Annotated in this window: 18 protein-coding genes; 9 read left to right on the top strand and 9 right to left on the bottom strand. The window is 59.9% G+C overall.

Going from position 1 to position 21,475, the window contains the following annotated elements:
* Nucleotides 1–238, top strand: a 238-nt coding sequence (locus tag SYN60AY4M2_RS07560; RefSeq protein ID WP_206336914.1) for a transposase, incomplete at its 5' end; no start/stop codon positions are given.
* Nucleotides 239–330: 92 nt separating this feature from the next.
* Here the strand turns inward: SYN60AY4M2_RS07560 and SYN60AY4M2_RS07555 are convergent.
* Nucleotides 331–1,797, bottom strand: coding sequence for a hypothetical protein (locus tag SYN60AY4M2_RS07555; RefSeq protein ID WP_099812635.1), 1,467 nt, complete (start codon nucleotides 1,795–1,797; stop codon nucleotides 331–333).
* A gap of 382 nt (nucleotides 1,798–2,179) precedes the next feature.
* On the opposite strand from SYN60AY4M2_RS07555, the gene SYN60AY4M2_RS07550 reads away from it, so the two are divergent.
* Entirely contained in the window at nucleotides 2,180–3,634 is a 1,455-nt protein-coding gene (locus SYN60AY4M2_RS07550; protein ID WP_099812634.1) for a BCD family MFS transporter, read from the top strand.
* Here SYN60AY4M2_RS07550 and SYN60AY4M2_RS07545 read toward each other — a convergent pair.
* A complete protein-coding gene (locus SYN60AY4M2_RS07545; protein ID WP_071813485.1) occupies nucleotides 3,631–3,984 on the bottom strand; it encodes a DUF6464 family protein in 354 nt (117 codons plus the stop codon). The two genes, SYN60AY4M2_RS07550 and SYN60AY4M2_RS07545, sit on opposite strands and share 4 nt — an antisense overlap.
* A gap of 349 nt (nucleotides 3,985–4,333) precedes the next feature.
* Here SYN60AY4M2_RS07545 and SYN60AY4M2_RS07540 point away from each other — a divergent pair, with 349 nt between their 5' ends.
* The 4 genes from SYN60AY4M2_RS07540 to SYN60AY4M2_RS07525 all read left to right on the top strand — a co-directional run bounded on the left by SYN60AY4M2_RS07540 (nucleotide 4,334) and on the right by SYN60AY4M2_RS07525 (nucleotide 9,472).
* A complete protein-coding gene (locus SYN60AY4M2_RS07540) occupies nucleotides 4,334–6,442 on the top strand; it encodes a WD40 repeat domain-containing serine/threonine-protein kinase (protein WP_099812633.1) in 2,109 nt (702 codons plus the stop codon).
* Nucleotides 6,443–6,491: 49 nt separating this feature from the next.
* Entirely contained in the window at nucleotides 6,492–7,790 is a 1,299-nt protein-coding gene (locus tag SYN60AY4M2_RS07535; RefSeq protein WP_099812632.1) for an NAD(P)/FAD-dependent oxidoreductase, read from the top strand.
* Nucleotides 7,791–7,835: 45 nt separating this feature from the next.
* Complete coding sequence (locus SYN60AY4M2_RS07530; RefSeq protein WP_240527770.1) at nucleotides 7,836–8,552, top strand: hypothetical protein; 717 nt, start codon at nucleotides 7,836–7,838, stop codon at nucleotides 8,550–8,552.
* A gap of 125 nt (nucleotides 8,553–8,677) precedes the next feature.
* Nucleotides 8,678–9,472, top strand: coding sequence for a glycerophosphoryl diester phosphodiesterase membrane domain-containing protein (locus tag SYN60AY4M2_RS07525; RefSeq protein WP_099812631.1), 795 nt, complete (start codon nucleotides 8,678–8,680; stop codon nucleotides 9,470–9,472).
* Between the two features lie 58 nt (nucleotides 9,473–9,530).
* Here SYN60AY4M2_RS07525 and mnmA read toward each other — a convergent pair whose 3' ends face one another.
* A complete protein-coding gene (mnmA, locus tag SYN60AY4M2_RS07520) occupies nucleotides 9,531–10,643 on the bottom strand; it encodes a tRNA 2-thiouridine(34) synthase MnmA (RefSeq protein WP_099813289.1) in 1,113 nt (370 codons plus the stop codon).
* Between the two features lie 98 nt (nucleotides 10,644–10,741).
* A complete protein-coding gene (locus SYN60AY4M2_RS07515) occupies nucleotides 10,742–11,479 on the bottom strand; it encodes a HEAT repeat domain-containing protein (RefSeq protein WP_099812630.1) in 738 nt (245 codons plus the stop codon).
* 304 nt (nucleotides 11,480–11,783) lie between these two features.
* On the opposite strand from SYN60AY4M2_RS07515, the gene SYN60AY4M2_RS07510 reads away from it, so the two are divergent.
* Nucleotides 11,784–12,590, top strand: coding sequence for a hypothetical protein (locus SYN60AY4M2_RS07510; protein WP_099813288.1), 807 nt, complete (start codon nucleotides 11,784–11,786; stop codon nucleotides 12,588–12,590).
* A gap of 183 nt (nucleotides 12,591–12,773) precedes the next feature.
* Here SYN60AY4M2_RS07510 and SYN60AY4M2_RS07505 read toward each other — a convergent pair whose 3' ends face one another.
* Nucleotides 12,774–13,331, bottom strand: coding sequence for a hypothetical protein (locus SYN60AY4M2_RS07505; RefSeq protein WP_011428973.1), 558 nt, complete (start codon nucleotides 13,329–13,331; stop codon nucleotides 12,774–12,776).
* Between the two features lie 337 nt (nucleotides 13,332–13,668).
* On the opposite strand from SYN60AY4M2_RS07505, the gene SYN60AY4M2_RS07500 reads away from it, so the two are divergent.
* Nucleotides 13,669–14,598 carry a hypothetical protein gene (locus SYN60AY4M2_RS07500; protein ID WP_099812629.1) on the top strand — a complete coding sequence of 310 codons (930 nt, stop codon included), beginning with the start codon at nucleotides 13,669–13,671 and terminating at the stop codon, nucleotides 14,596–14,598.
* Between the two features lie 54 nt (nucleotides 14,599–14,652).
* On the opposite strand, the gene SYN60AY4M2_RS07495 is transcribed toward SYN60AY4M2_RS07500, so the two are convergent.
* From SYN60AY4M2_RS07495 to selD, 3 genes are all read right to left on the bottom strand, one after another.
* Nucleotides 14,653–15,765, bottom strand: a complete 1,113-nt coding sequence (locus SYN60AY4M2_RS07495) for an ABC transporter permease (RefSeq protein WP_011428975.1) — start codon at nucleotides 15,763–15,765, stop codon at nucleotides 14,653–14,655.
* A gap of 165 nt (nucleotides 15,766–15,930) precedes the next feature.
* Nucleotides 15,931–16,431, bottom strand: a complete 501-nt coding sequence (locus SYN60AY4M2_RS07490; protein ID WP_011428977.1) for a hypothetical protein — start codon at nucleotides 16,429–16,431, stop codon at nucleotides 15,931–15,933.
* 112 nt (nucleotides 16,432–16,543) lie between these two features.
* Nucleotides 16,544–17,602, bottom strand: a complete 1,059-nt coding sequence (selD, locus tag SYN60AY4M2_RS07485) for a selenide, water dikinase SelD (protein WP_099812628.1) — start codon at nucleotides 17,600–17,602, stop codon at nucleotides 16,544–16,546.
* A gap of 118 nt (nucleotides 17,603–17,720) precedes the next feature.
* Here selD and SYN60AY4M2_RS07480 point away from each other — a divergent pair, with 118 nt between their 5' ends.
* Nucleotides 17,721–21,206, top strand: a complete 3,486-nt coding sequence (locus tag SYN60AY4M2_RS07480) for a DNA polymerase III subunit alpha (protein ID WP_099812627.1) — start codon at nucleotides 17,721–17,723, stop codon at nucleotides 21,204–21,206.
* On the opposite strand, the gene SYN60AY4M2_RS07475 is transcribed toward SYN60AY4M2_RS07480, so the two are convergent.
* The gene (locus SYN60AY4M2_RS07475) at nucleotides 21,192–21,467 is read right to left on the bottom strand and encodes a glutaredoxin family protein (protein ID WP_011428981.1); all 276 of its coding nucleotides are present in this window, start codon (nucleotides 21,465–21,467) and stop codon (nucleotides 21,192–21,194) included. The genes SYN60AY4M2_RS07480 and SYN60AY4M2_RS07475 overlap by 15 nt on opposite strands.
* Between the last annotated feature and the right edge of the window lie 8 nt (nucleotides 21,468–21,475).

Raw genomic sequence — 21,475 nt, 5'->3', positions numbered from 1 at the left:
GAGTCGGGAAGTTGAGGAATTGATTAGGGAGACAGGAGCACGAATCCTATACCTGCCTGTGTATGCGCCGGAGTTGAATCCCCTTGAGATGATGTGGTCGGTGTTGAAGCATTTTATTCGGCAGCTTTGCAGAATTGGGAAATATAGCATGGAGCAGATAGTGAAGACTTCTTTACTACTGATCAATCCATCCTCCTTCCGAAGTTGGTTTGCTAAGTGCTGCTATTGTACCCCTTGAGCCCTTAACAGGCTGTACCACCCTCAGGGGAGAACCTGAGTAAAGAGGTGGTTAAGAATCCCTCTCCATTAGGCCAGAGCCCGGAAAAGAGGCTAATCCCCCAACTCCGGATCCGGCCGCACCCGCACCTCCATTTGGCGCAACAGGCGCAGCGAGCTCTCCGGCCCGTCGATCATCTGCTGCTCGTTGATCCAGTAGGTGGCAATGCCCAGGTCTTCCAGAAATCGAATGTAGGGATCCGGCGGCGGCCCGTCGAAAACGGCGGCTTTCTGAACGGAGAAGCCCTGTTCGATCCAGGGGGTGAGGGCAAAGCGCTCGTAGTAAAATAATTGCCCCACCACCTCCTGGAGCGCCTCTGCGGCATCTTTGTGGTGCAGCAATTTCACCTCGGCCAAAAGCAGGTGTCCATCCGCCACCGCCAGAAAGTCAAACGTGTGCTGGTCTTCCCGCACCTCCAGCCCAGCCAGGCGGAACCAGCGGCGAAAGTGGTGCAAGATCTCGTTGTGGCGTTCGCTGCGCTCCAACTGACGGCGACGGCGGCGCTCTGCCATCAGCGGGTCTGTCCCGGCACAGGCAGGGATCCCGCTGCTGCGAAACTGGGGCGGCTCATCCGGATCCAAAACCACCTTGCCCCCAGCAGGGTGATGCAAGAGGGGGAGCATAGGAGGCAGGAGCTCGGCGGATCCCCACTCCACCTCCGGCTGCGCAGCCAGGGCGAGCAGATGGCGATTGAGAGGGTGCTCAGGGTGGGTGTCAAACAACAGCTTGAGTTGGGAGTGGCTGAACTGAAAATCCAGGCGAAACTGCTCCACCGAAAGGCTGCTGCGCCCCTTTTGCAGAGTCTCCTGGCCAAAGTAGAGCATCACCAGCAGAGGATAGATGGGCAGGGGGCGATGGGGCGGGATCAGCATGGCCCACATCGCGTCAGTCCAGTGGGGGAGCAAAATCTCCGCCTGTTTGCCCTTGCCCACCACCTGCAGCATTTTGGGGTGTCCCGCCTGCCAGCCACAGGGGTGGTCGTCGAAGCCACAGGTTTGCCGCCCCTGATCCACGCTCAAGGGGTAGCGCCCGTCGTAGAGGCGAAAAGGACAGAGATCCCGGTCTTCGGCCAGAAAACGCTCGTCCTGCCACAGATGGGCGGCCAAAGCATGACAACCAATGCCCTCCTGGCTGTTGCAAGCCTTAAGCCAGCGCCGTTCCGCCAATTTGCCGCCCACTTTGCTCGGCGCCAGGGGTTGGACAAGGCCGTTTTCCCCTTGGTTAAACAGGGGCCACACCAAGGGCTCCCCCGTCTCCGGCAGGGTGGGCAGCAGGGGGTGGACTTTGCTGTAAAACGGGTCGCAAATGCGCTGGGCCACCTGCTGCAGAGGCAGGCCATGAGGGGATCCCACCGCCGGCAGAAGAGATCCCGAGCCGGCCTGGGCGCGATGGTACTGGATGGCCAGGGCCACTTCTACTCCTATTGGACGCAGTTCCGGCGTCAACTGCCGGTAACGCTGCAGCAGCCGCGAGGCTTGCACAAACAGGTCGTAGCGCCGAACTGGGACTGCGTCAGCCATAGGGTTGCCGGAGAAATTCCTCGCCGACTTGAGCAAAAGCTGGCTATGGACGAGCTTCTCGGTCTCAAACAGGATCGAGATTGGGTTTGTTGTGTCTGCAAATGCTGACTTGCCGAGCGCAGCGGCAGGAAGGCCCGTTTCGCTTGGCACCAGGTCAGTTGTCAGTGTAGTAGAGAAACCCCGGCGCGGAAAGATTTTGCGACTTGCTCCCGCCAAAACCAGCGGCAACAGGCTAGCAGGGAACGATGCTCCGGCCCTAACTCGGTTACCGAGAGCCGGTGCGGCGGTTTCGCTTTCGGCAATCCCATACCTTTTCCGGGATCCCCGGCTGCCTGGGCTACCATAAAAAGCTGTAGGGCTTTTGCATGAAGCATCACAGGTCATGGCCAATATTCAGCGGGATCCTGAGGTCAACGGGTCGGCGGCCACCGACCTTTCTTCACAGCCTCAGCCTTCGGCGCCCCCCTTGCCTTTGCTGGTTATGTTTCGCCTGGGCCTATTTCAGATGGGCTTGGGGATGATGTCGCTGCTGACGTTGGGGGTGCTCAACCGGGTCATGATCGACCCGGAGCTGCTGGCCATCCCGGCTACGGTGGTGGGGGGATCCCTGGCCATGCACCAGTTGGTGTCTCCAGCCCGCGTCTGGTTTGGGCAGCTTTCCGATGCCAAGCCTTTGTTGGGGACGCACCGCAGCGGCTATGTGCGCCTGGGATCGGTGTTGTTTGCCCTGTGCATCTTCTTGGCGGTGCAGGTGGTGTGGGGCTTGGGGCAGAGCTTTGCCAACAGCGGCTGGTCGCCGGCTACCTACGGCTGGATTGCTCTGGCTGCCTTGATGTTTGCTCTCTACGGGCTGTGTCTGAGCGCCTGCTCCACGCCCTTTGCGGCGCTGCTGGTGGATGTTTCCGATGAGCACAACCGCTCCCAGTTGGTGGGGATCGTCTGGTCGATGCTGATGGTGGGCATCGCCGGGGGGGCGATTGGCTCGGCGGTGCTGCTGCGCGGCCTGGATGCCGAGAACTTACAGAGCACGATCAACCGCCTTTTCATCATCATCCCTGCCGTGGTGATCCTGCTGGGGGTGATCGCCACCTGGGGGGTGGAAGAACGCTACTCTCGCTACGGATCCCGTTCCACCTTGGTGGGTCGGGAAGACCAGATCACCCTGGGCACGGCCATTAAGGTGCTCACCGCCAGCCGCCAAACCGTGATCTTCTTCGGCTTTTTGGCCCTGATGACCATGGGCCTGTTTATCCAGCAGCCGATTCTAGAGCCCTATGGCGGCGAGGTGTTCGGCATGACCGTATCCCAAAGTACCCAGCTCAACGCTTTCTGGAGCCTGGGCATTTTGGCGGGAATTGTGGTGACCGGATTTTTCATCGTGCCCAAGTTGGGCAAGCAGACCACCACCCGCCTGGGCTGCTTGCTGGTGGCCCTTTCTTTTGGCCTAACCATTGCCTCAGGGTTTACGGGCGAGCCGCGGCTGCTGCAACTGTGCATGATCCTGTTCGGCTTAGCTTCCGGGATCACCACCAACGGCGCCATCAGCTTGATGTTGGATTTGACAGCGGCTGAGACTGCCGGCACCTTTATTGGGGCTTGGGGCCTGGCCCAGGCGATGTCGCAGGCGCTTTCTACCCTCATTGGCGGCGCCTTGCTGGATTTGGGGCGGCTCCTCTTCCCCACTTCCTCGGTGCTGGCCTATGCCACCGTCTTTGGGGTGGAGGCGGCGGTGATGCTGCTGGCGGTGTACTTGCTGGGACGGGTGAGCGTGGCCGAGTTCCGGGAAAACACCAACCGCGCCCTGACCGAGGTGCTGGCGCTGGAGCTGGAAAGCTAACGCCCTTTGGCCGGCTCGTAGTGGCGACACCCCTGGCAGGGCCCGCTGGGGTTGACGGCGCAGCGCAACAGGGGCGAGCGGGCGTTGAAGCGGCAGGAGGGATCCCCCAGAAACTGGCCTGCTTCGGGAGGTGGGCTCACCGGGCGAATGAGGGCGCGGATGCCGCAGAGGTGATACTTGCCCTGCCGCAATTGGTAGGAATGACGCTTTTCCAAAATTAGGTAGTGCTGCTCGGCCAGTTGGATGTAGGTACCCGGATGGGGGCTGCTCTCCCAGGGGCATTCCTCCACCACCTCTCCCGAATCCGCATCGATCCACTGAATGGGCAAGGCCGGGTTGACAGAAGACATAAGGTGCCAGGGAGGCCAGCCTGGAGAACAGACCGGCAAACAATAGGATGGACGCGGTTTTGCCTGTACTCGCTCTATTTAGTGTAGAGGATTTTCCTTGGGCGGGCCGCCAATTGGGGGGGAGGGTTGAGTCCTAGGTTCTCGCGCCTGATCTAGATCTCCTTCTTCCGAAGGGAGGTCACCTCCATCTCTCCCGCCTCGAGTAGCCAGAAACCTCATCTCTTGCCGAGGGGGTTACCTTAGACCCTGTTTTCTCACTGTGGCATGATGGGTCAGAAGCAAAAATTGGTAGCCTGGCCGAGGATAGGCCACGGGTGAGCCACATCTGCCTGGAGCGACCGGAGTCCTTATGGTAGGGCAAACCTTGGCTGGCCGCTATCAGATCCTAGAAGAACTGGGATCCAGCGGGCAAACCTACCTGGCCCAAGATGGCCATTGCCCCGAACAGAGCTGGGTGGTGATCAGGCGTTGGCAACCTCGCTCTCCCAAGGGGGAAGAGCCCTCTGCTGCCCGGCAGCGATTTCAACAGGCAATGGCGCTGCGGGAACGCCTGGGATCCCATGACGCTATCCCGCGCCTGCTGGCCTATTTTGAGGAGGAAGGGGGCTTTTACTGGGTGGAAGAGTGGATCCAGGGGCAGACACTGGAACAGGCCCTGCGCCAGACCACGGAGCAAGGGCAGCTTTGGTCAGAGGTGGAGGTGCGGGCCTTTTTGCAAGATGTGTTGCAGACTCTAGCCTTTCTGCAGGGTGAGGGGGTGAGCCACGGCAATTTGCGGCCCTCTTGCTTGCTCTGCCGACAGTCCGATGGCCGTTGGATGGTATTGGGCTTGGGCCAAGCTATGGCCTCTGCCGGTTCTGGATTGGAGGCTTCCTCTGCTGGCGGCGACCTCGATGCCTTGGGCCTCCTCGCCTTGCAAGCCCTCTCAGGGATCCCGACCCACAAGCTGTTTCGCGATCCGTTGACGGGAGAGCTGCGCTGGCACGATCTGGCTCCTACCAGCGCTCCTTTCGCCGCTTTTTTGGATGGCCTGGTGGGTTGCGACCCGCGGCAGCGCTTTGCTTCGGCAGCGGCAGCTCTGGCTGCCTTGCAGGCTTTGTCTCTGGCAGAAGGTGTCTCTCCCGGCGCTGAGATCTTGCCCGACCCTGTTGCCGTCGATCCCTGGCAGGAGCCGACTACGCCGCCGCGCTCTCCCGTATCGTTGCGGGCGCGTTTCTGGATCCCACCGCTTTGGGCGGGGAGCAGCCTGGCGGCTTTGCTGGTTTTGTTCGGAGTTGCTGCCTGGCAACTGGCGGCCAACCTTAGCCGGTGGGGAGAGAAGGCAGTTGTGCCTAGGGACTCTATCCCGCCCGCGGGAACAATGGCAAATTTGGGATCCGCTGGGCCCAACAGCTTCAGCTTCACAGAGCAGCCGCCCAATCCCTCCAAGACTGGAAGCCCTGCCCTCGACTTGGCAGATTGGGCCAAGTCCTTACGGCTCAAGGCCAAGCTGGAAGGTCCCGCCGCCATCACCGCCCTGGCCATCAGCCCGGATGGAAATCTCCTGGTTGCCGGGGGGGATGACGGCGTCATCCGCTTTTGGGATCCCCAGGCCGGCCAACTACTGCAGAGCTGGACAGGCCACGAAGGCTCGATTGAGACGCTGGCCATCAGCCCGGATGGCACCTTTTTGGTGAGTGGAGGGGCAGACAAGACGGTGCGGGTCTGGGATCTGGCTGCTCTAGGGGATCCCGCCCTGCGGTCGGGGGAGGGGGTGCCACGGCTGCAATTGCAAGGACACACCGACTTGATCAACAGCGTCGCCATCAGCCCCGATGGCCGTTGGATCGCCAGCGGCAGCGCCGACCGCACCATCCGCCTTTGGCAAGCCGAGGACGGCCAGTTGGTGCGCACCATCGACAGCGCCGCCTACCCGGTTACCCAAGGGGCAGGCATTACGGCAGTGGCCTTTGCTCCCTCTGGGTTGGCGGAAGAAGGGAGCTCGCCCTGGATCCTGGTGGCTGCCAATGGGAATCCCGCCGTCTATCTCTGGGATCCCAGGAGTGGAGCGTTGCTGAAAACCCTCGAAGCCGACTACCCCATCGAGCAGGTGCTCCTCAGCCCCGATGGCCGCCACTTGCTCGCCGCCAGCGCTTCCGGCATCTGGATCTGGAACGTGGGCACGGGATCCCGGGAGCGCACCCTGCCCCAGCCCTTATCCGGCTTGGCCACCCTTGCCCTCAGCCCCGATGGTCGCTTGCTGGCCAGCAGCACCGATCACCGCGCCCAGCAGATCAAACTCTGGGATCTGCGCAGCGGCAAAGAGTTGCGCACTCTGGGCGGCCAGACCTGGATGGTGAGCGCTCTGCTGTTCGGCCCCGATGGTCAGACCCTTCTCAGCGGCGGCGCCGATGGCGCCATTCGCATCTGGGGGCCAGAACATCCCGCCTCTGAAGCGGAGAAGGGGACTCAGCCTTGAGGAATCAAGCCAGGTAGAATACTCGACGGAGGAGGGATCCCGGCAGAGCATGGGCAGAGTAGTCATTATCGGGGCGGGGCTGGCCGGCTTGACCTGCGCCAAGGTGCTGGCCCAAGCGGGCCAAAGGGATGTTCTGGTCCTAGAGAAAAGCGACAGCCCCGGCGGGCGGGTGCGCACCGACGCGGTGGAAGACTTTCGTTTGGATCGCGGCTTTCAGGTGCTGTTTACGGCCTATCCCCAGGTGCGGCGGCATCTGGATCTGAGCCAGCTCGATCCCCGCCCCTACCGTCCGGGAGCCATGTTGGCCCAACCCGGTCGCTGCTGGCTGTTGGGAGATCCCCTGCGGGATCTGTCCAGTATCTTTCCTTCCCTGCTCAACCCCTTGGCCAGCTTTGGCGACAAGCTCAAGGTGCTGCAGTTGCGGGCAGAGCTGGCGCGGCGCACCCCGGAGCAGGTTTTCCAAGAAGGACTGGGGGGATCCGATTGCTCGCTGCGGGAGTTTCTGGAAAGGTACGGGTTCTCCGCCAAGATCTGCCAGCACTTTTTCTACCCCTTTTTCCGCGGCATTCTTTTGGATCCGGAGCTGGCCAGCAGCGCCCGCCTCTTGGCCTTCTATTTCAAGATGATGGCCGAGGGAGCCATCGTCACCCCGGCCTTGGGTATGGGAGAACTGGCCCGCCAACTGGCCGGCCACCTTGCCCCAGAGCAGATCCGCTACCAAACCCCGGTGGAGCGCATCCTGGTCCAAGAGGGAAAAGTGCGCGGGATCCGCACCGCCGACGGCGAGGAGATCCCTGCCGAGTGGGTGGTCTGCGCCACCGATGCTCCTCAAGCGCGGGCCTGGCAAGCGGAGCTCTGCCCCCACGCCGCTGTACCCATCCCCACCCAGGGACGAGCGGTGACCTGCCTTTACTTCTGCGCCCCCTTTTCCCTAACTCGCGGCCCTTATCTGTACCTCAACGCCGGCGGCCAAGGCTGGATCAACCACTGGGTGCAGCTCACCCACCTCAGCCCGGCGCTGGCTCCTGCTGGCCAGCACCTCTATTCGGTGACGGTGCTGGGAAATCCCCCTCTGGGCGATGAAGAGCTGGCCCAAGCCTGCCGGGCCGAGCTGCAGACCTATTTTCCCAAAGCCCCCTTGGAACAATGGCGCCTGCTGCGGGTGTATCGGATCCCTTTTGCCCAGTTTGTGCAGCCGCCCGGCTTTCAGCAGCATTTGGTTCTCACCTTTAGCGGCCTGCCGGGCCTCCTTTGGGCCGGGGAATACACCCACCAGAGCAGCCTCGAGGGGGCTCTCCGCAGCGGCGAACAGGCAGCGGCCTGGATCCTGCAAAAATCGGCCTTGTAGACTTTCTTAACTCTACTCCCGGAACCAAAGCCGGGATCCCGTGGTATGAAGGGGGTGGACTTGGTTGCCCACGAGGATCCCTCCGCCATGCAAAACGCCACCCTTAGCCCAATCCCGCTCCTGCAGCGGTCGTTTGAGTTGGTAGGTCCCATCTACTGGCCGCTGCTGATCCTGGCCTCTCCAGGCTTTATCCTGGCCATCGTCACGGAGCTGACCCCACTTCTCGGGGGGATCCTCCAACGGGCCTATGGCATTGTTGTTGCACCGATCCTAGGCGGAGCAGCCTTGTGGCTGGTGGATCAGCACCTGAAGCGGCAAGCGCCCCTGCTGGGCAACAGCCTCAACCGAGCTGTCTCGAAGGCAGTGCCTCTAGTTCTGAGCACCCTCTTAGCAGCACTCCTCTCTTGCCTTGCCTCCATCTTTCTGATCATTCCAGGCATTTATGTAGGGGTTAAGCTGGCCCTCACACCTTGTGCCATTGCTCTAGAAAATCAAGGAACTACAGGAGGGCTGCGCTACAGTTGGAATCTCGTCAAAGGTCGTTGGTGGGGCGTGTTTTGGGCCCTTCTGGTCCTGGGCTTGATTCTTGGTTTTGCGGGTGTATTGATAGTTGGATTTGTCATAGTTGTGGCTGATGTTGGCGACTTTGGGGTGAGAATGGTTGCGGCTGCTGCTGCCACAGCCGTTGTGCCCATCTTCTGGGTCTATGTGGTTCTCCTGTTCCGATCCCTGCAACGATTGAAGGGGCAAGCAGCCTCCTAGTTTCCGCTTTTGCCCCCATTGGGGATAGCAAAAAGGGTGCTCCCCGTGCCTAGCTTTGAGATGAGAAGGGATCCCTTTTTGGGATTTCGGCTCAACCCAAGATGTCCTAGGTGAGATCCCGTGGTATGAAGGGGGTGGACTGGGCTGCCCACGAGGATCCCTCTGCCATGCAAAGCGCCACCCTTAGCCCGATTCTGCTCTTGCGGCGGTCGTTTGAGTTGGTAGGTCCCATCTACTGGCCGCTGCTGATCCTGACCTCTTCTAGCCATATCGCGTTCTTCGTTGTAGGTCTGACCTCACCTTCCCTCGGGATGATCCTCTCCTTGCTCCTCCTGGCCTATGTCCTAGTCGGCGCGCCCATCTTGACAGGAGCAGCCTTTTGGCTGGTGGATCAGCACTTGAAGCAGCGAACTCCCTTGCTGGGCAATAGCTTGGATCAGGCTTTCTCTAAGGCAGTGCCTCTGATATTCGGCAGCCTCCTGGTGAATCTGATTTCCTCACTAGGGATGCAGCTGTTTGTGTTTCCCGGCATCTATTGCCGGGTAAGGCTAGCTTTCACCCTCTGCGCAATTGCCCTGGAGGACAAGGGTGCCACAGAAGGGTTGGTCTACAGTTGGAACCTGGTCAGGGGCCGTTGGTGGGGGGTGTTTTGGGCATTCCTGGTCGTGGTTTTGATCTTCGGCATCTCAATCCTGCTTTTGCCTTTTGTTGTGGCGATCTTGGGAGCTACCCTAGCTGCAGTTGTAACTGGGGGTAATACCGACATCATAGAACTTGCGCTTCTGGTTTGGGCGCCTGTGGTAGCTCTCTTAGCAGTTGTGGTCGGGTTTGCCGCTTTCACGGCAGTCACGCCTATCTTCAATGTCTACACGGTGCTCCTGTTCCGATCCCTGCAGCAGCTGCAAGCGCAAGCAGCGTAGTTTGGCTTGCCCTCACCCCCAATCCTTCCCCCCTGGCGAGAGGGAAGTTGCAGTTGGCCTAGGGAGAAGGGCGCTCCAGGATCCCTCCCCCCAGCAGGAGATCCCCGTGGTACCAGACGGCAGCTTGGCCAGGAGTGACCCCAAACTGCGGCTCGGCAAACCGTAGCTTGACCCGCTCCGGCGATTCCGGGATCAAGGTGGCCGGCACGGCGGGGGTACGGTAGCGCACCTGCACTTCTACCGCTAAGGGCTCGTCCGGCGCAGGGGTCGAGACCCAGTTCACCTGCCGCACCCAGGCCTCGGCTTGGGTGGCTTCTTCCCGTTCCCCCACCACCACGCGGTTCATGGCCGCATCGATGCGCACTACATAGAGCGGGCGGGAAGAGGCAATGCCCAGCCCCTTGCGCTGGCCAACAGTGTAGTGGTGAATGCCCTGATGGGATCCCAGCACGCGCCCCTGGGTATCGACAATTTCCCCCGGCCTTTGACCCAGGTGCTGATCCAAAAAGTTGCGCATCGAGCCGTAGGTCTCGATCAAGCACAGATCCTGGCTTTCGGGCTTATTTGCCGTAACCAAGCCGTAGCGCGCGGCAATCTGGCGGGTTTGGGCCTTGGTGTAGTTGCCCAAGGGGAAGAGGCTGTGGGCCAGGTGCTCTTGGCTGAGGTCGTAGAGAAAATAAGACTGATCCTTCTGCCGATCCACCGCCCGCAGCAGTTGATATCGCCCCAGCTCGCTGTTGAAACGTACCCGCGCGTAGTGGCCGGTGGCAATCTGAGAGATGCCCAGGGTCTCGCGGGCATAGGTTAGCAAGGGACCAAACTTCACCAGCTTGTTGCATTGCGAGCAGGGCAGCGGTGTGATCCCGTCCGCATAGCCGGCCACCAGGTAATCGACAATGTTGGCTTGGAACAGCTCGCGGCTATCCACAATATGGTGGGGGATCCCCAATTGCTCACAGATGGCGGCGGCGTCCACCAGGCCGTCGGTGCAGCACTGGCCTTTCCCCCGCATCAGCCAGAGAGTCACCCCCTCCACGGCATAGCCCTGTTCGTGGAGAATGGCCGCCACCGTGGAGCTGTCTACCCCCCCAGAGAGAGCCGCCACAATGCGAGGCCGAGAGGGGGAGCCGGCTATTTCTGGAGCAACGAGAGGATAGGGGCTGGTAGCCATCGCAGAGCAGAGGATCAGGAAAACCAAAGGCCGGCAAATCCTCGACGGAGCCCTCCGAGAACCCCGTCCCTACATCAGGCCGAACCCAGATCTTCAGCTTAGCTTGCTTCTGAATCGGCTGGCCGGGATCCCGGTTCCGGGAAGCCCCTTTGGCGCAGCCGCCGCAGCGAATCCAAAGCCGCCGCGGCAACGCTATCGTGGGGATCTTTGGCCAGATAGTTGAGGGCGGAAACGCTCTTGGGCGAAGGCAGATTTCCCAAGGCCTGGGCCAGCCGCTGCCGCACCAGCCAATCTTCCGACTGGGCAAACCGCAGGATGTGATCCAACGCCCGCAGATCCCCCAGTTCTCCCAGAGCAGCAATGGCCGCCTGCTGCAGCAGCTCTTCCGGCCCCTCCAACGCCCGCAGCAATACGTCGTAGGCTCGGGGATCCTTCAGGTTGCCCAGGGCCACGGCGGCGCTGAAGCGCACCAGCCACTCCACATCTTCATAAAAAGCACGCACCAGCGCCTCAAAAGCCCGCGGATCTTCCAAGTAGCCCAGGGCGCCTGCCGCATCGGCGCGAATGCCGTAGTCCGGGTCTTGGGTGAGAATCTCCAGCAGCTTGGGCAAACAGGCGTCCGTCTGCTTGATCCCCAAGGCAAACACGGCAAAAGAGCGCACCTGCAGGTTTTCGTCGTCGATGACCTGCAAAATCAGCGGCACCGCCTGCTCTGCCGGCACATCTCGCAACTGGGCCAAGGCCACCATCCGGTCCGCAGAACGCGGGCTGCGCAAGCGTTGAGCGATCTCCTGTAAACGGGCGGGGTTGGCGGGATCCAAAGCAGAGACAGTCATGGCGTTAACAAATATTTACAATCTTTCTTCAGTATGGCAAACGAGGCTGCGCTTGGACAGAGGCCGTCTTTGTCTGGCCCGGTCGGGATCTCTGGGGACATGGTGCCACTGTTTCGATCGACAAATCCTAGCACTGTTGTCGAGAAAAGCAGGTTGACTTGGCCCCATCACGAAGATTTTGGATATTTTGGTGGAGAGGATACGAGGCTCTCTCCCGGTGGTCTCTATGCTGAAATCGCTGCCTGCTCGCCCATTGTCCTGCTTTCTTGTAGCCGGCCTGCTGTTGGCAGGGGGCGTTGCGTTTTTGGCCCCCCGTTGGTTCCCGGCTCTGGCCAACGAACAGGCTGTTCCTGAGGCCGAACTGGCGCTTCGGCCCCTCTTGCCTCCGGGATCCCGGATCCTCAGCTCGCGGCGATTGAGCGACACAGAAGCGGAAATTTGGGTGGAGTCTCGGGGGGGAACCAGCCCTGTGATCATGCGGCTGAATGCTGCAGGGACTTGGGAACAGGATATGAGCGCCACCTTGGCCCGCGGAGCCAGCCAGATGCAAGCTCTCGCCCGGCAACAAACGGTGAACTTGCCTGCCGGCTTTGGCCAGACCGCCCCCGATCAACCCCCGCCGCCGGTGCCCTCCCTTCTGCAGGCTACCCAAGCTGCCTCTAGCCTGATCCCGCCAGTGGATCGAGAGCAGGAAACCCAGCGGGCCTTGAGTGGGGCGGGACGGGCGGATCCCTTTGTGCCCCAAAACGTGCGTGCCCCTGAGCCAACCCTTAACCTGCCACCTCTACCTCCGCCGCCGGAGCTGCCGCCGCCCGGCAATGGTGGCGAAGTGCCCGTAGCAGTGACCACGCCGCTCCCGACCCCCACTCGTGACCCGGCGGCCTTTGCCCGCAGCGTGCAGGTTTCTGGGATGATCCAGATTGGTGGCGAATCCTTTGCTTTGGTTTCCGGCCCAGGCGTCATTCCTTCTGTGGTGCAGGCCGGGCAAAACTACCAAACTGCCAGGGTGGCCGGAGTGTCGGTGCCGGAGCGACGGGTTGTGCTCTCGGAAGGAGGCGAGACCGTCGTGAAGACAATGCAAGACACCACTGTGATCGTGGGTGCGCCCTAGCCGTGGCTATTCCAGAACACAACGAGACACCAGAGAGACTGGCGGTTTGATGCAGTCTCCTGTCTTTGGGCAAGGGATTTTTCCAAGGTCAAGTCTAACTCCCCTCTCCCTCTGGGAGAGGGGCTGGGGGTGAGGGGGGACTCCCTCTGGGAGAAGGGCCGGGAGCGAGGGAGTCTGGAAAAGTCAAAAACGGGGCTCGCTGTTGAGGCGGGACGGCTGCTGTTTTAAATAGCGCAAGAACTCCCGCAGTTCGGCCTCATTTAGTTGGTGGCGCGACTTTTTTTGGAAGCGACGCTCCAAGAACTCTTGTCCTTCCTTGCGGCCCCAGCCAATACGCTGCATCTCGACATCTGTTTGAGCAATGATGTCGGATAAATCATCTCCATAGGCCCCTGGCTCGCTCAGATTGGGCAACTCTGGGGAAGTCGGCTTCGCCGGGATCCCTATCGACTCAGGAGCTTGAGGGGCAGCAGAAGAGTGGGTGCGCCCATTGGCCAAGTCAGGAGTGGGCAGGTAGGGCATCCTGGCGGCAGCAGAATCCACCCCCAAGCTCAGGGAAGTTGTGGAATGACCGAATCCTGCGTGGTTTAAAGCGCGCTTCAGCGCAGCATCTTCTGCTTCTTCTACTGTGTTGGAGCCGGCAATACCACTGCCCAGAACCGTGTTGTTGACCACCACCTGGGCTTTGACGATGTAGATCCCTTCTTCCACCCGCAACAGATCGGTGAGCAAACTGCCCATAGGGTACCGCTCTCGAAAGTCTTGGATCATGTTGGCGTCAGAACCTGTTGCTGCTGAAGCTCTGACTACAAGTTAGCCCGAAAGTTAACTTGGCATCCAGATCTCAATCCAATCCCACCCTCAATATCGACATTGAATTGATATAAAGCGAGAGATCTCAACAAGAGGGAGCTGTCCGAGCAGATAACATCCCGGCTGGTGAGGGTATGCTATGGCCAAGGAATCCAGTTATATTAAGCAAGCGTCAACCCACGTGGCTGGCTTGGAAAACATGAATTATCAGCAGCTCAGCCTTGACTCTTAGCTCTATTGTCGGCGCCAAGACAGATGGGGGACTATGGCCAGCGATACCATCGGGGTCAGCTCAGCGAGTTTGGGACGGGCAGCCATTCGAGAGCGCAACTACGGCACTGCTTTGCAGTTGCTCCGGCGGGCTTATCGTGCGGATCCCAGCCCAGAGAATGCCCGTTGGCTGGCCACCGCCTATGAAGAAGCGGGGTACCTGCAATTGGCCGCTCTGTACCGAGAATTGGCCCAAGAGCGCAGGGAGACTCCCAAAGCGATTCAATTTCAGGCCCCCAAACCTCCCAGCACCCTTGAGGAGCTGAAGCAGCCATCTCCTGAACCGCCGGATCGCAAGACCATTCCCTTGCCGCAGCCGATCCCACGCCCAACCCCACCCGCATCTCCTCCGGATCAGCCGGTTTGGGTTTACAAGCCCACCCCCATTGACCCCAAAAGCATCAGCCGGCAAACGCCCCTTCGACCTCAGGCCGCGGAGCCTGCCCCTTCCCCTCAACAATCGGCGGAGAGGAGTAACTATTTGCCGGTTCAACACGCGCCGGATTTGAAAAACCCGCAGCAGGGATCCCCCTTCCTGCGGCGGCTGAACCAACTGCATCGCCAGTTTAAGGATCGGCCCACGGCGGAGCTGGCTTTGCAACTGGCGGAAGCCTACGACGAGCAAAAGAACTTCAAAGAGGCCCAGCGCTACTACCGAGAAGTGTTGGATCTGGACGATTCCTGGCTGTTGCGACCGATGGTGCAAGAGCGCCTGGAAGAGCTGCGGCAACTGCAGGAGCAGGGCTCTTTGGCGGATCCCTCGGCCCAAAGTTTGCTCAAGCTGGCCGAGAAGTTGGAGCAGGAGGGGGAAATCGCCCGGGCCGAGCAAGTCTACCGCCAGATCCTGAAGATGGATACCACCCTGGACGTCCATGCCAAGGCTCGCAAGGGGCTCAACCGGCTCTATCCCGACGGGAAACGGTGAACGGCAGGCCGCCCCATTGCCTCTACAGCCGGCAAACCAGGAAGCAACTTCTCCTCAGCGAGGATCAGGATCCCGCGGGTCGAGGGCATCTCGCAGGCCATCTCCCAGCAAGTTAAAAGACAGGGAGGTGAGCACCACCATCAGGGTGGGGGCCAGCACCAGCCAGGGCTGCAGAATGATTACCGAAGCGTTGGTGGCCAGCGACAGCATGTTCCCCCACGAGGCATCCGGCTGTTGGATCCCCAGGCCGATCAAGCTCAGCACCGACTCTGCCACGATATAGCCGGGCACCGCCAAGGTTGCCGAGATCACCACGTAGGTGGTGGTCTGGGGCAGGATATGGCGCACCAGCAGATACAGGGATCCGGCCCCGGCCACCCGCGCCGCCTGCACAAAGTCTCGCTCCCGCAAGGACAGCACCTGCCCCCGAATCACCCTGGCCAAGCCCGCCCAACCCACCAAAGAGAGGATGGCCACAATCACCAAAAAGCGCTCGGCATTGCTGAAGGGCACACCGGTCAGCGGGTTCACCTGCAACACCGCCGCCAACGACACCAGCAAATACAGCGTCGGGATCGACATCAACACCTCAGTCAGCCGCATCAGCAGCGTATCCACCCAGCCGCCGAAGTAGCCGGATATGGCCCCCACCAGCAGACCGATGGGAAAAGAGATGCCGATGCCCACCAGGCCAACGAACAGGCTGACGCGCCCACCGTAGACCAGACGGCTGAAGTAGTCGCGACCTTGATCGTCCGTGCCCAGCAGGTGTAGCCGCGCTACGGGCAGCCCTTCCTCCGTCCGCAGAGGGACAGTGCCGAATAGGTGTCGATCCCAGGGGATCAAACCCAACCAACGGTAAGGGGTGCCGGCCACAAACAGGCGGATCCCGGCGGGACGGCTGGTATCCACCAAAAGCGGACGTTCGCCCGTTTCCAGATCCACCGGCCCCTGGCGAGTTGGATAAACGTGGGGTCCCAGCCAAGCCCCCGACTCGTCCCAAAAGTGAATGGCGGTGGGGGGCAGAAGGGATCCCCCCGGCTGCGATTCCAGCGGGCTGTAGGGGGCGACAAACTCGGCAAAAATGGCGCAAGTATAGAAAACGAGGAGGATGTAGGCTCCTGCTTGAGCCCAGCGATTTTGGCGAAGCCGTTTCCACCACTGCATGAGGCCAGGATCCCGGTTGGGCGAGCTTTCAGGGTAGCGATACTGCGCTTATTTTCCAATCAAATCTAGAGAGCCAGAAGGCCTGATTTCTGTAGTCTAGGTCTCTTACTCCGATCCCGAACAGCCCCAACTCAGGCTCCCCTCTCCCTTCTTCCCCAAGACGGCTCAGCCGGCCAGGGAATAGCTGGGGCTGTAGAGGGGCATCATTTCCATCCGAGCTGCGGCGATTGTCTGCGGCAGCACCCCGACCAGCCGCGCCAAAATGTCATCCGGCAACTGGCTGACCAAATCGGCAGAGAAAAATTCCTCCAAACTAAAAAGCAGCACCCGCGCCCGCTGGGCCGGCAGAGGATTATCGGTGATCTGCTGCAGCCAGCGCATCCAGTGCAGCCGCTTGGCATAGGCATTTTGCCGCTCTTGATAGCCCTGGGGATGCAACAGAGCCACATCCCCAATGGGGAGCACGCCGCTCGAATCCACATCCAAGGGCCCCCCGACCGCAGCCCCCGGCCCGGCAAACTCGGCATGAAACGTCTTGCAGATGATCAGGGCGTTGGGCCGCTGTGGATCCACCATCAGCAATTGGCCACTGCTGAGGCTGCGAATCAGTTGACCTGGCTCAACCCACTGAACCAGGCTATGGCTGTTGGGAGAGGGCTCGTTCATACCCCTTTAAGATATCTCAGCTCCCCTTACCCTTACATGAGATCTTCAACTTTCGCAGCTCTGCTTGACCGAATCTTCATATTGGCAGGAGAGGGCCGAATATAGGCTTCACTCAAGCTACCGGCATCTCGCCGACAACCCGGATGGCGATCCCTTCGCCGGCCTGGCAGCGGCCAATGCGACGGGCGTAAGAGTAGCCGGCGCTGTGGAGCTCTTGCAAAAGCTCTGCGGTGTAGGCGGGATCCACCGCCACCAGCAAGCCGCCGCTGGTTTGCGGATCCGACAAGAGCAACTGCTGCCACTCCGGCAGAGAGTTGGCCTCTACTCCCTCATAGCCCTGCCAGTTGCGCCGGGCTGCGCCGGGGAAGATCCCAGCTTCAGCTAAGGAGAGCGCTTCGGTCAAAAACGGAATGGCAGCCAAATCCAGCTCGGCGCTCACCCCCGAGCCCCGGCAGACTTCCAGCAGATGTCCCAAAAGGCCAAACCCCGTTACATCGGTTAGGGCGCGAACCTGGGCTCGCTGCGCCAGTTGCGGGCCGATGCGGTTGAGCTGAGTCATCACCTGCAAAACTTCCGCGTAGCCTGCCGCGCTGAGCTGGCCCTTTTTCAGGGCGGTGGTCATCACCCCGATCCCCAGCGGCTTGGTGAGGATGAGATCGTCGCCGGGCCGGGCGGTGGCGTTGCGGCGGATGTGCTGCGGGTGGGCCAGCCCTGCCGCCACCAGGCCGAAGATGGGCTCGGGCGAATCGATGGAGTGCCCCCCGGCCAAAGGGATCCCGGCTTCCTGACAGACCTTGATTCCCCCGGCCATGATCTCCCGAATGGCCGACAGGGGCAACCTGTCGACCGGCATGCCCAAAATGGCCAGGGCGAGAATGGGCGTGCCCCCCATCGCGTAAACATCGGAAAGGGCGTTGGCGGCGGCGATGCGGCCAAAATCCACCGGATCGTCCACAATGGGCATGAAAAAGTCGGTGGTCAGGATCAGGGCCTGCTCGTCGTTGAGTTGGTAGACGGCGGCATCGTCGCTGGTCTCGGATCCCACCAGCAGCGCCGGATCCGACCAGAAAAGGGGCAGCTCTTTGAGAATCTGCTGCAGCAGCGCCGGGGCGATTTTACAGCCGCAGCCGCCGCCGTGGGAGTACTGGGTGAGGCGAAGGGGAGTGTCCATTTAGGCAAAAGGAGAAAACACAAGCTTGATTGATCTCACTGTAGCCACACCTGCAGGCAGCTGGGAAATGGGCACACCGAGTTAAGGTAAGAAAGATCCTTCTATCTGTAGCCTTGCCATGGCCTTTGTTCCCTTGCACTTGCACAGCGAGTACAGCCTCTTGGATGGCGCCAGCCAATTGCCGCTTCTGATTGAGCAGGTGGTGGCGATGGGTTTGCCGGGGCTGGCCCTGACGGATCACGGCGTTATGTACGGGACCATCGAGCTGGTGAAACTGTGTAAAAGCAAAGGGATCAAGCCGATCATCGGCAATGAGATGTATGTTATCAACGGCGATATTCGAGACAAAAGCCGCAAGTACCCCAAGTATCACCAAGTGGTTTTGGCCAAAAATACCCAGGGCTACAAAAACTTGGTCAAGCTGACCACCATTTCCCATCTCCAAGGCGTTCAAGGCAAGGGGATCTTCGCTCGGCCCTGTATCAACAAAGAGTATTTGGCGCAATACAAAGAGGGGTTGATCGTTACCAGCGGCTGCCTGGCCGGGGAGGTGCCCCAGGCCATTTTGCAGGGGCGGCCAGAAATTGCCCGCCAAGTTGCCGCCTGGTATCAGGAACAGTTTGGAGATGATTACTACATCGAGATTCAGGATCACGGCTATCGAGAAGACCGCTTTGTCAATGTGCAATTGGTGCGCATTGCTCGCGAATTAGGGATCCCGATCATCCTCACCAACGATAGCCACTTCATCTCCTGTTGGGATGTGGAGGCTCATGATGCTTTGCTCTGCATCCAAACAGGCAAATCCCTCACCGAAAAAAACCGCCTTCGCTACAGCGGCACAGAGTACTTGAAAAGCCCGGAGGAGATGCGCCGCCTCTGCCGCGATCACCTGGAGCAGGAGGTGATCGACGAAGCCATTGCCAACACTCTCAAGGTGCTGGAAAAGATCGAGGGCTATGACCTATTTGGGGAAACGCGCATGCCCGACTATCCAGTTCCGCCGGGCCATTCTGCCGATAGCTATCTCACCGAATTGGCCTGGCAGGGCCTGGCGAAACGCTGCGGCGTTGCCTATCCAGATCAGATTCCGGAAAACTATCAGGAGCGCCTGCGCTTTGAGCTGAATATCATCCAACAAAAGGGCTTCTCCAGCTATTTCTTGGTGGTCTGGGACTACGTTCGCTATGCTCGCGAACACGGGATCCCGGTGGGCCCGGGCCGCGGTTCGGCAGCCGGATCCCTGGTGGCCTATGCTTTGCAGATTACCAACATCGATCCCGTCAAATATGGGTTGCTCTTCGAGCGCTTTCTCAACCCAGAACGGCAATCGATGCCGGATATCGATACCGATTTCTGTATCGAGCGGCGGGGAGAGCTGATCGACTATGTAACCCGCAAATACGGCCAGGAGCGAGTGGCCCAGATCATCACCTTCAACCGCATGACTTCTAAGGCCATTCTCAAAGATGTCGGTCGGGTGCTGGATATTCCCTATGCCGAAGCCGACAAAATGGCAAAGCTGATCCCGGTCTCGCGGGGCAAACCGGCAAAATTGGAGGAGATGATCGGCGAGAACACGCCGGCTCCAGAGTTCAAAGAAAAATACGAGAAAGACCCAACCACTCACCGCTGGATCGAGCTGGCCCGCCTGTTGGAAGGCACCAACAAAACCTTTGGGGTTCACGCTGCCGGCGTGGTCATCTCCAAAGATCCTCTAGATGAGATCGTGCCCTTGCAATACAACAACGAAGGCCAAATTATTACTCAGTACTCGATGGAAGATATCGAGTCTCTGGGCCTGTTGAAGATGGACTTTTTGGGGCTGCGCAACCTGACGATGATCCAGCGGGCCGTGGAGCTGATTCGAGAGCACAGAGGGGTCACTATCGACCTGGATAACCTGCCATTGGACGACGAGAAAACTTACCAACTTTTGGAAAAAGGAGAGCTGGAAGGGATCTTCCAACTGGAGTCTTCCGGCATGAAGCAGGTGGTGCGAGAGCTCAAGCCTTCCAACTTGGAAGATATTTCCTCGGTCTTAGCTCTTTACCGGCCAGGGCCATTGGATACGGGCATGATCCCGGACTTTATCGATCGCAAGCATGGCCGCAAGCCGGTAACCTACGCCCACGATCTCCTCAAGCCAATCCTTCAAGATACCTATGGCGCCATTCTCTACCAAGAACAGATCATGCGCATTGCCCAGGACATGGCCGGCTATACCCTGGGCCAGGCTGATCTATTGCGGCGGGCGATGGGAAAAAAGAAAGTTTCCGAGATGGAGAAACACCGGGAGCAATTCGTCCGAGGGGCAGTAGAGCGAGGTGTGGCCAAGGAAGTGGCTACGGAGCTATTTGACCAAATGGTTGCTTTTGCCGAGTATTGCTTCAACAAATCCCACTCTACGGCCTATGGACTGATTACTTTCCAGACAGCCTATCTCAAGGCCAATTATCCAACAGAATACATGGCGGCGCTGCTTTCTTCTGTGGGAGGGGATCAAGACAAGGTCCAGCGCTACATCACCTATTGCCTGTCGATCGGGATCCAAATTGAGCCGCCGGATATCAACCGTTCTGGCCTGGACTTTACCCCTCAGGGATCCAGCATTTTGTTTGGTCTAGGAGCAGTGAAGAATGTGGGCGAGGGGGCGATTCAAAACATTCTGGCTGCCCGCCAGGCCGGAGGCCCCTTCACCTCTTTGGCCGATTTTTGCCAGCGGGTGGATCTGCGCGTGGTCAACCGCCGCGCCATCGAGTCGTTGATCTGTGCGGGCGCTTTTGATGGTATTTCCGGCAACCGCAAACAGCTAATGGCGGATCTGGATCCCATCCTCAATTGGGCAGCGGAGCAGGCTAAGTCTAAAGCCATTGGCCAAGCCAGCCTGTTTGATTTGTTGGGCAACGACCAGGGATTTATTGAAGCTCCGCGGGGGCCTGCAACTGAAGATTTTCCACCGCAAGAAAAGTTAAGGCTAGAACGGGAGCTGTTGGGCTTTTATGTTTCGGATCACCCGCTGCGGCGGATTCAAGAGCAGGCGCGGCTGTTGGCTCCTGTTAACCTCTCCGATTTGAGCGGCTACGCAGCCGATACTTCTGTAGGCATTCTGGCCCTGCTGACCGCCATTAAAACGGTAACCACCAAGAGAGGGGATCGCATGGCCATTTTGCAACTGGAAGATCTCACCGGCAGTTGCGAAGCGGTGATCTTCCCCAAAACTTACGAACGTTTGCGCCATCGTCTGGAGGTGGATCAACGGCTCTTTATCTGGGCCAAGGTGGATCAGCGGGATGAACAGGTGCAATTGATTGTCGAGGACTTACAGCCGATTGAATCGGTGAGTTGGGTTACGGTGGAACTCCCTCTGGACTCGGCTGGGACATTGGAGGATCGATACCGTTTGCAAACATTGCTTGCCCGCCAACGTTCGGAAGCCAAGGAAGAAAATCGCATCCCTGTTGTGGCGGCCATCGTCGCCCCTCCCCACACGCTCTGGGTGAGGCTGGGATCCCAATTTTGGGTTAAAGATGCCGAGGCCACCGTGGCAGCTTTGCGCCAAGCTGGCTATACCGCCCGCAGCGAAGCGCTAGCCTCCCGATAGGCAACCCAACTGTTGTCCCAGCCAGGCGCGCAACTGCGCCGCCGTCAGCCGCGGCGAGGGGCGAGGCAAAAGCCGTTCGGGATCCCCGGCCACCTTCAGCACGGGAACCTCCAGGTGGTAGCGCTCCCACCAGGCGGGGTTGGCGGTGATGTCGCGGATTTCCAGCTCGCCGATTTCGGGGATCTGCCGCAATTTCTCCGCTAAGCCCTCGCAGAGGTGGCAGCCAGGCTTGCTGTAGAGGATTAGCGGCGGCCAAGGCATAGGGGATC

Origin of the sequence: Synechococcus sp. 60AY4M2, assembly GCF_002760375.1 — a bacterium.
Taxonomy (GTDB): Bacteria; Cyanobacteriota; Cyanobacteriia; order Thermostichales; family Thermostichaceae; genus Thermostichus.
The sequence above is the reverse complement of the archived record's forward strand: the minus strand, read 5'-3'. Positions and strand labels throughout refer to the sequence as shown.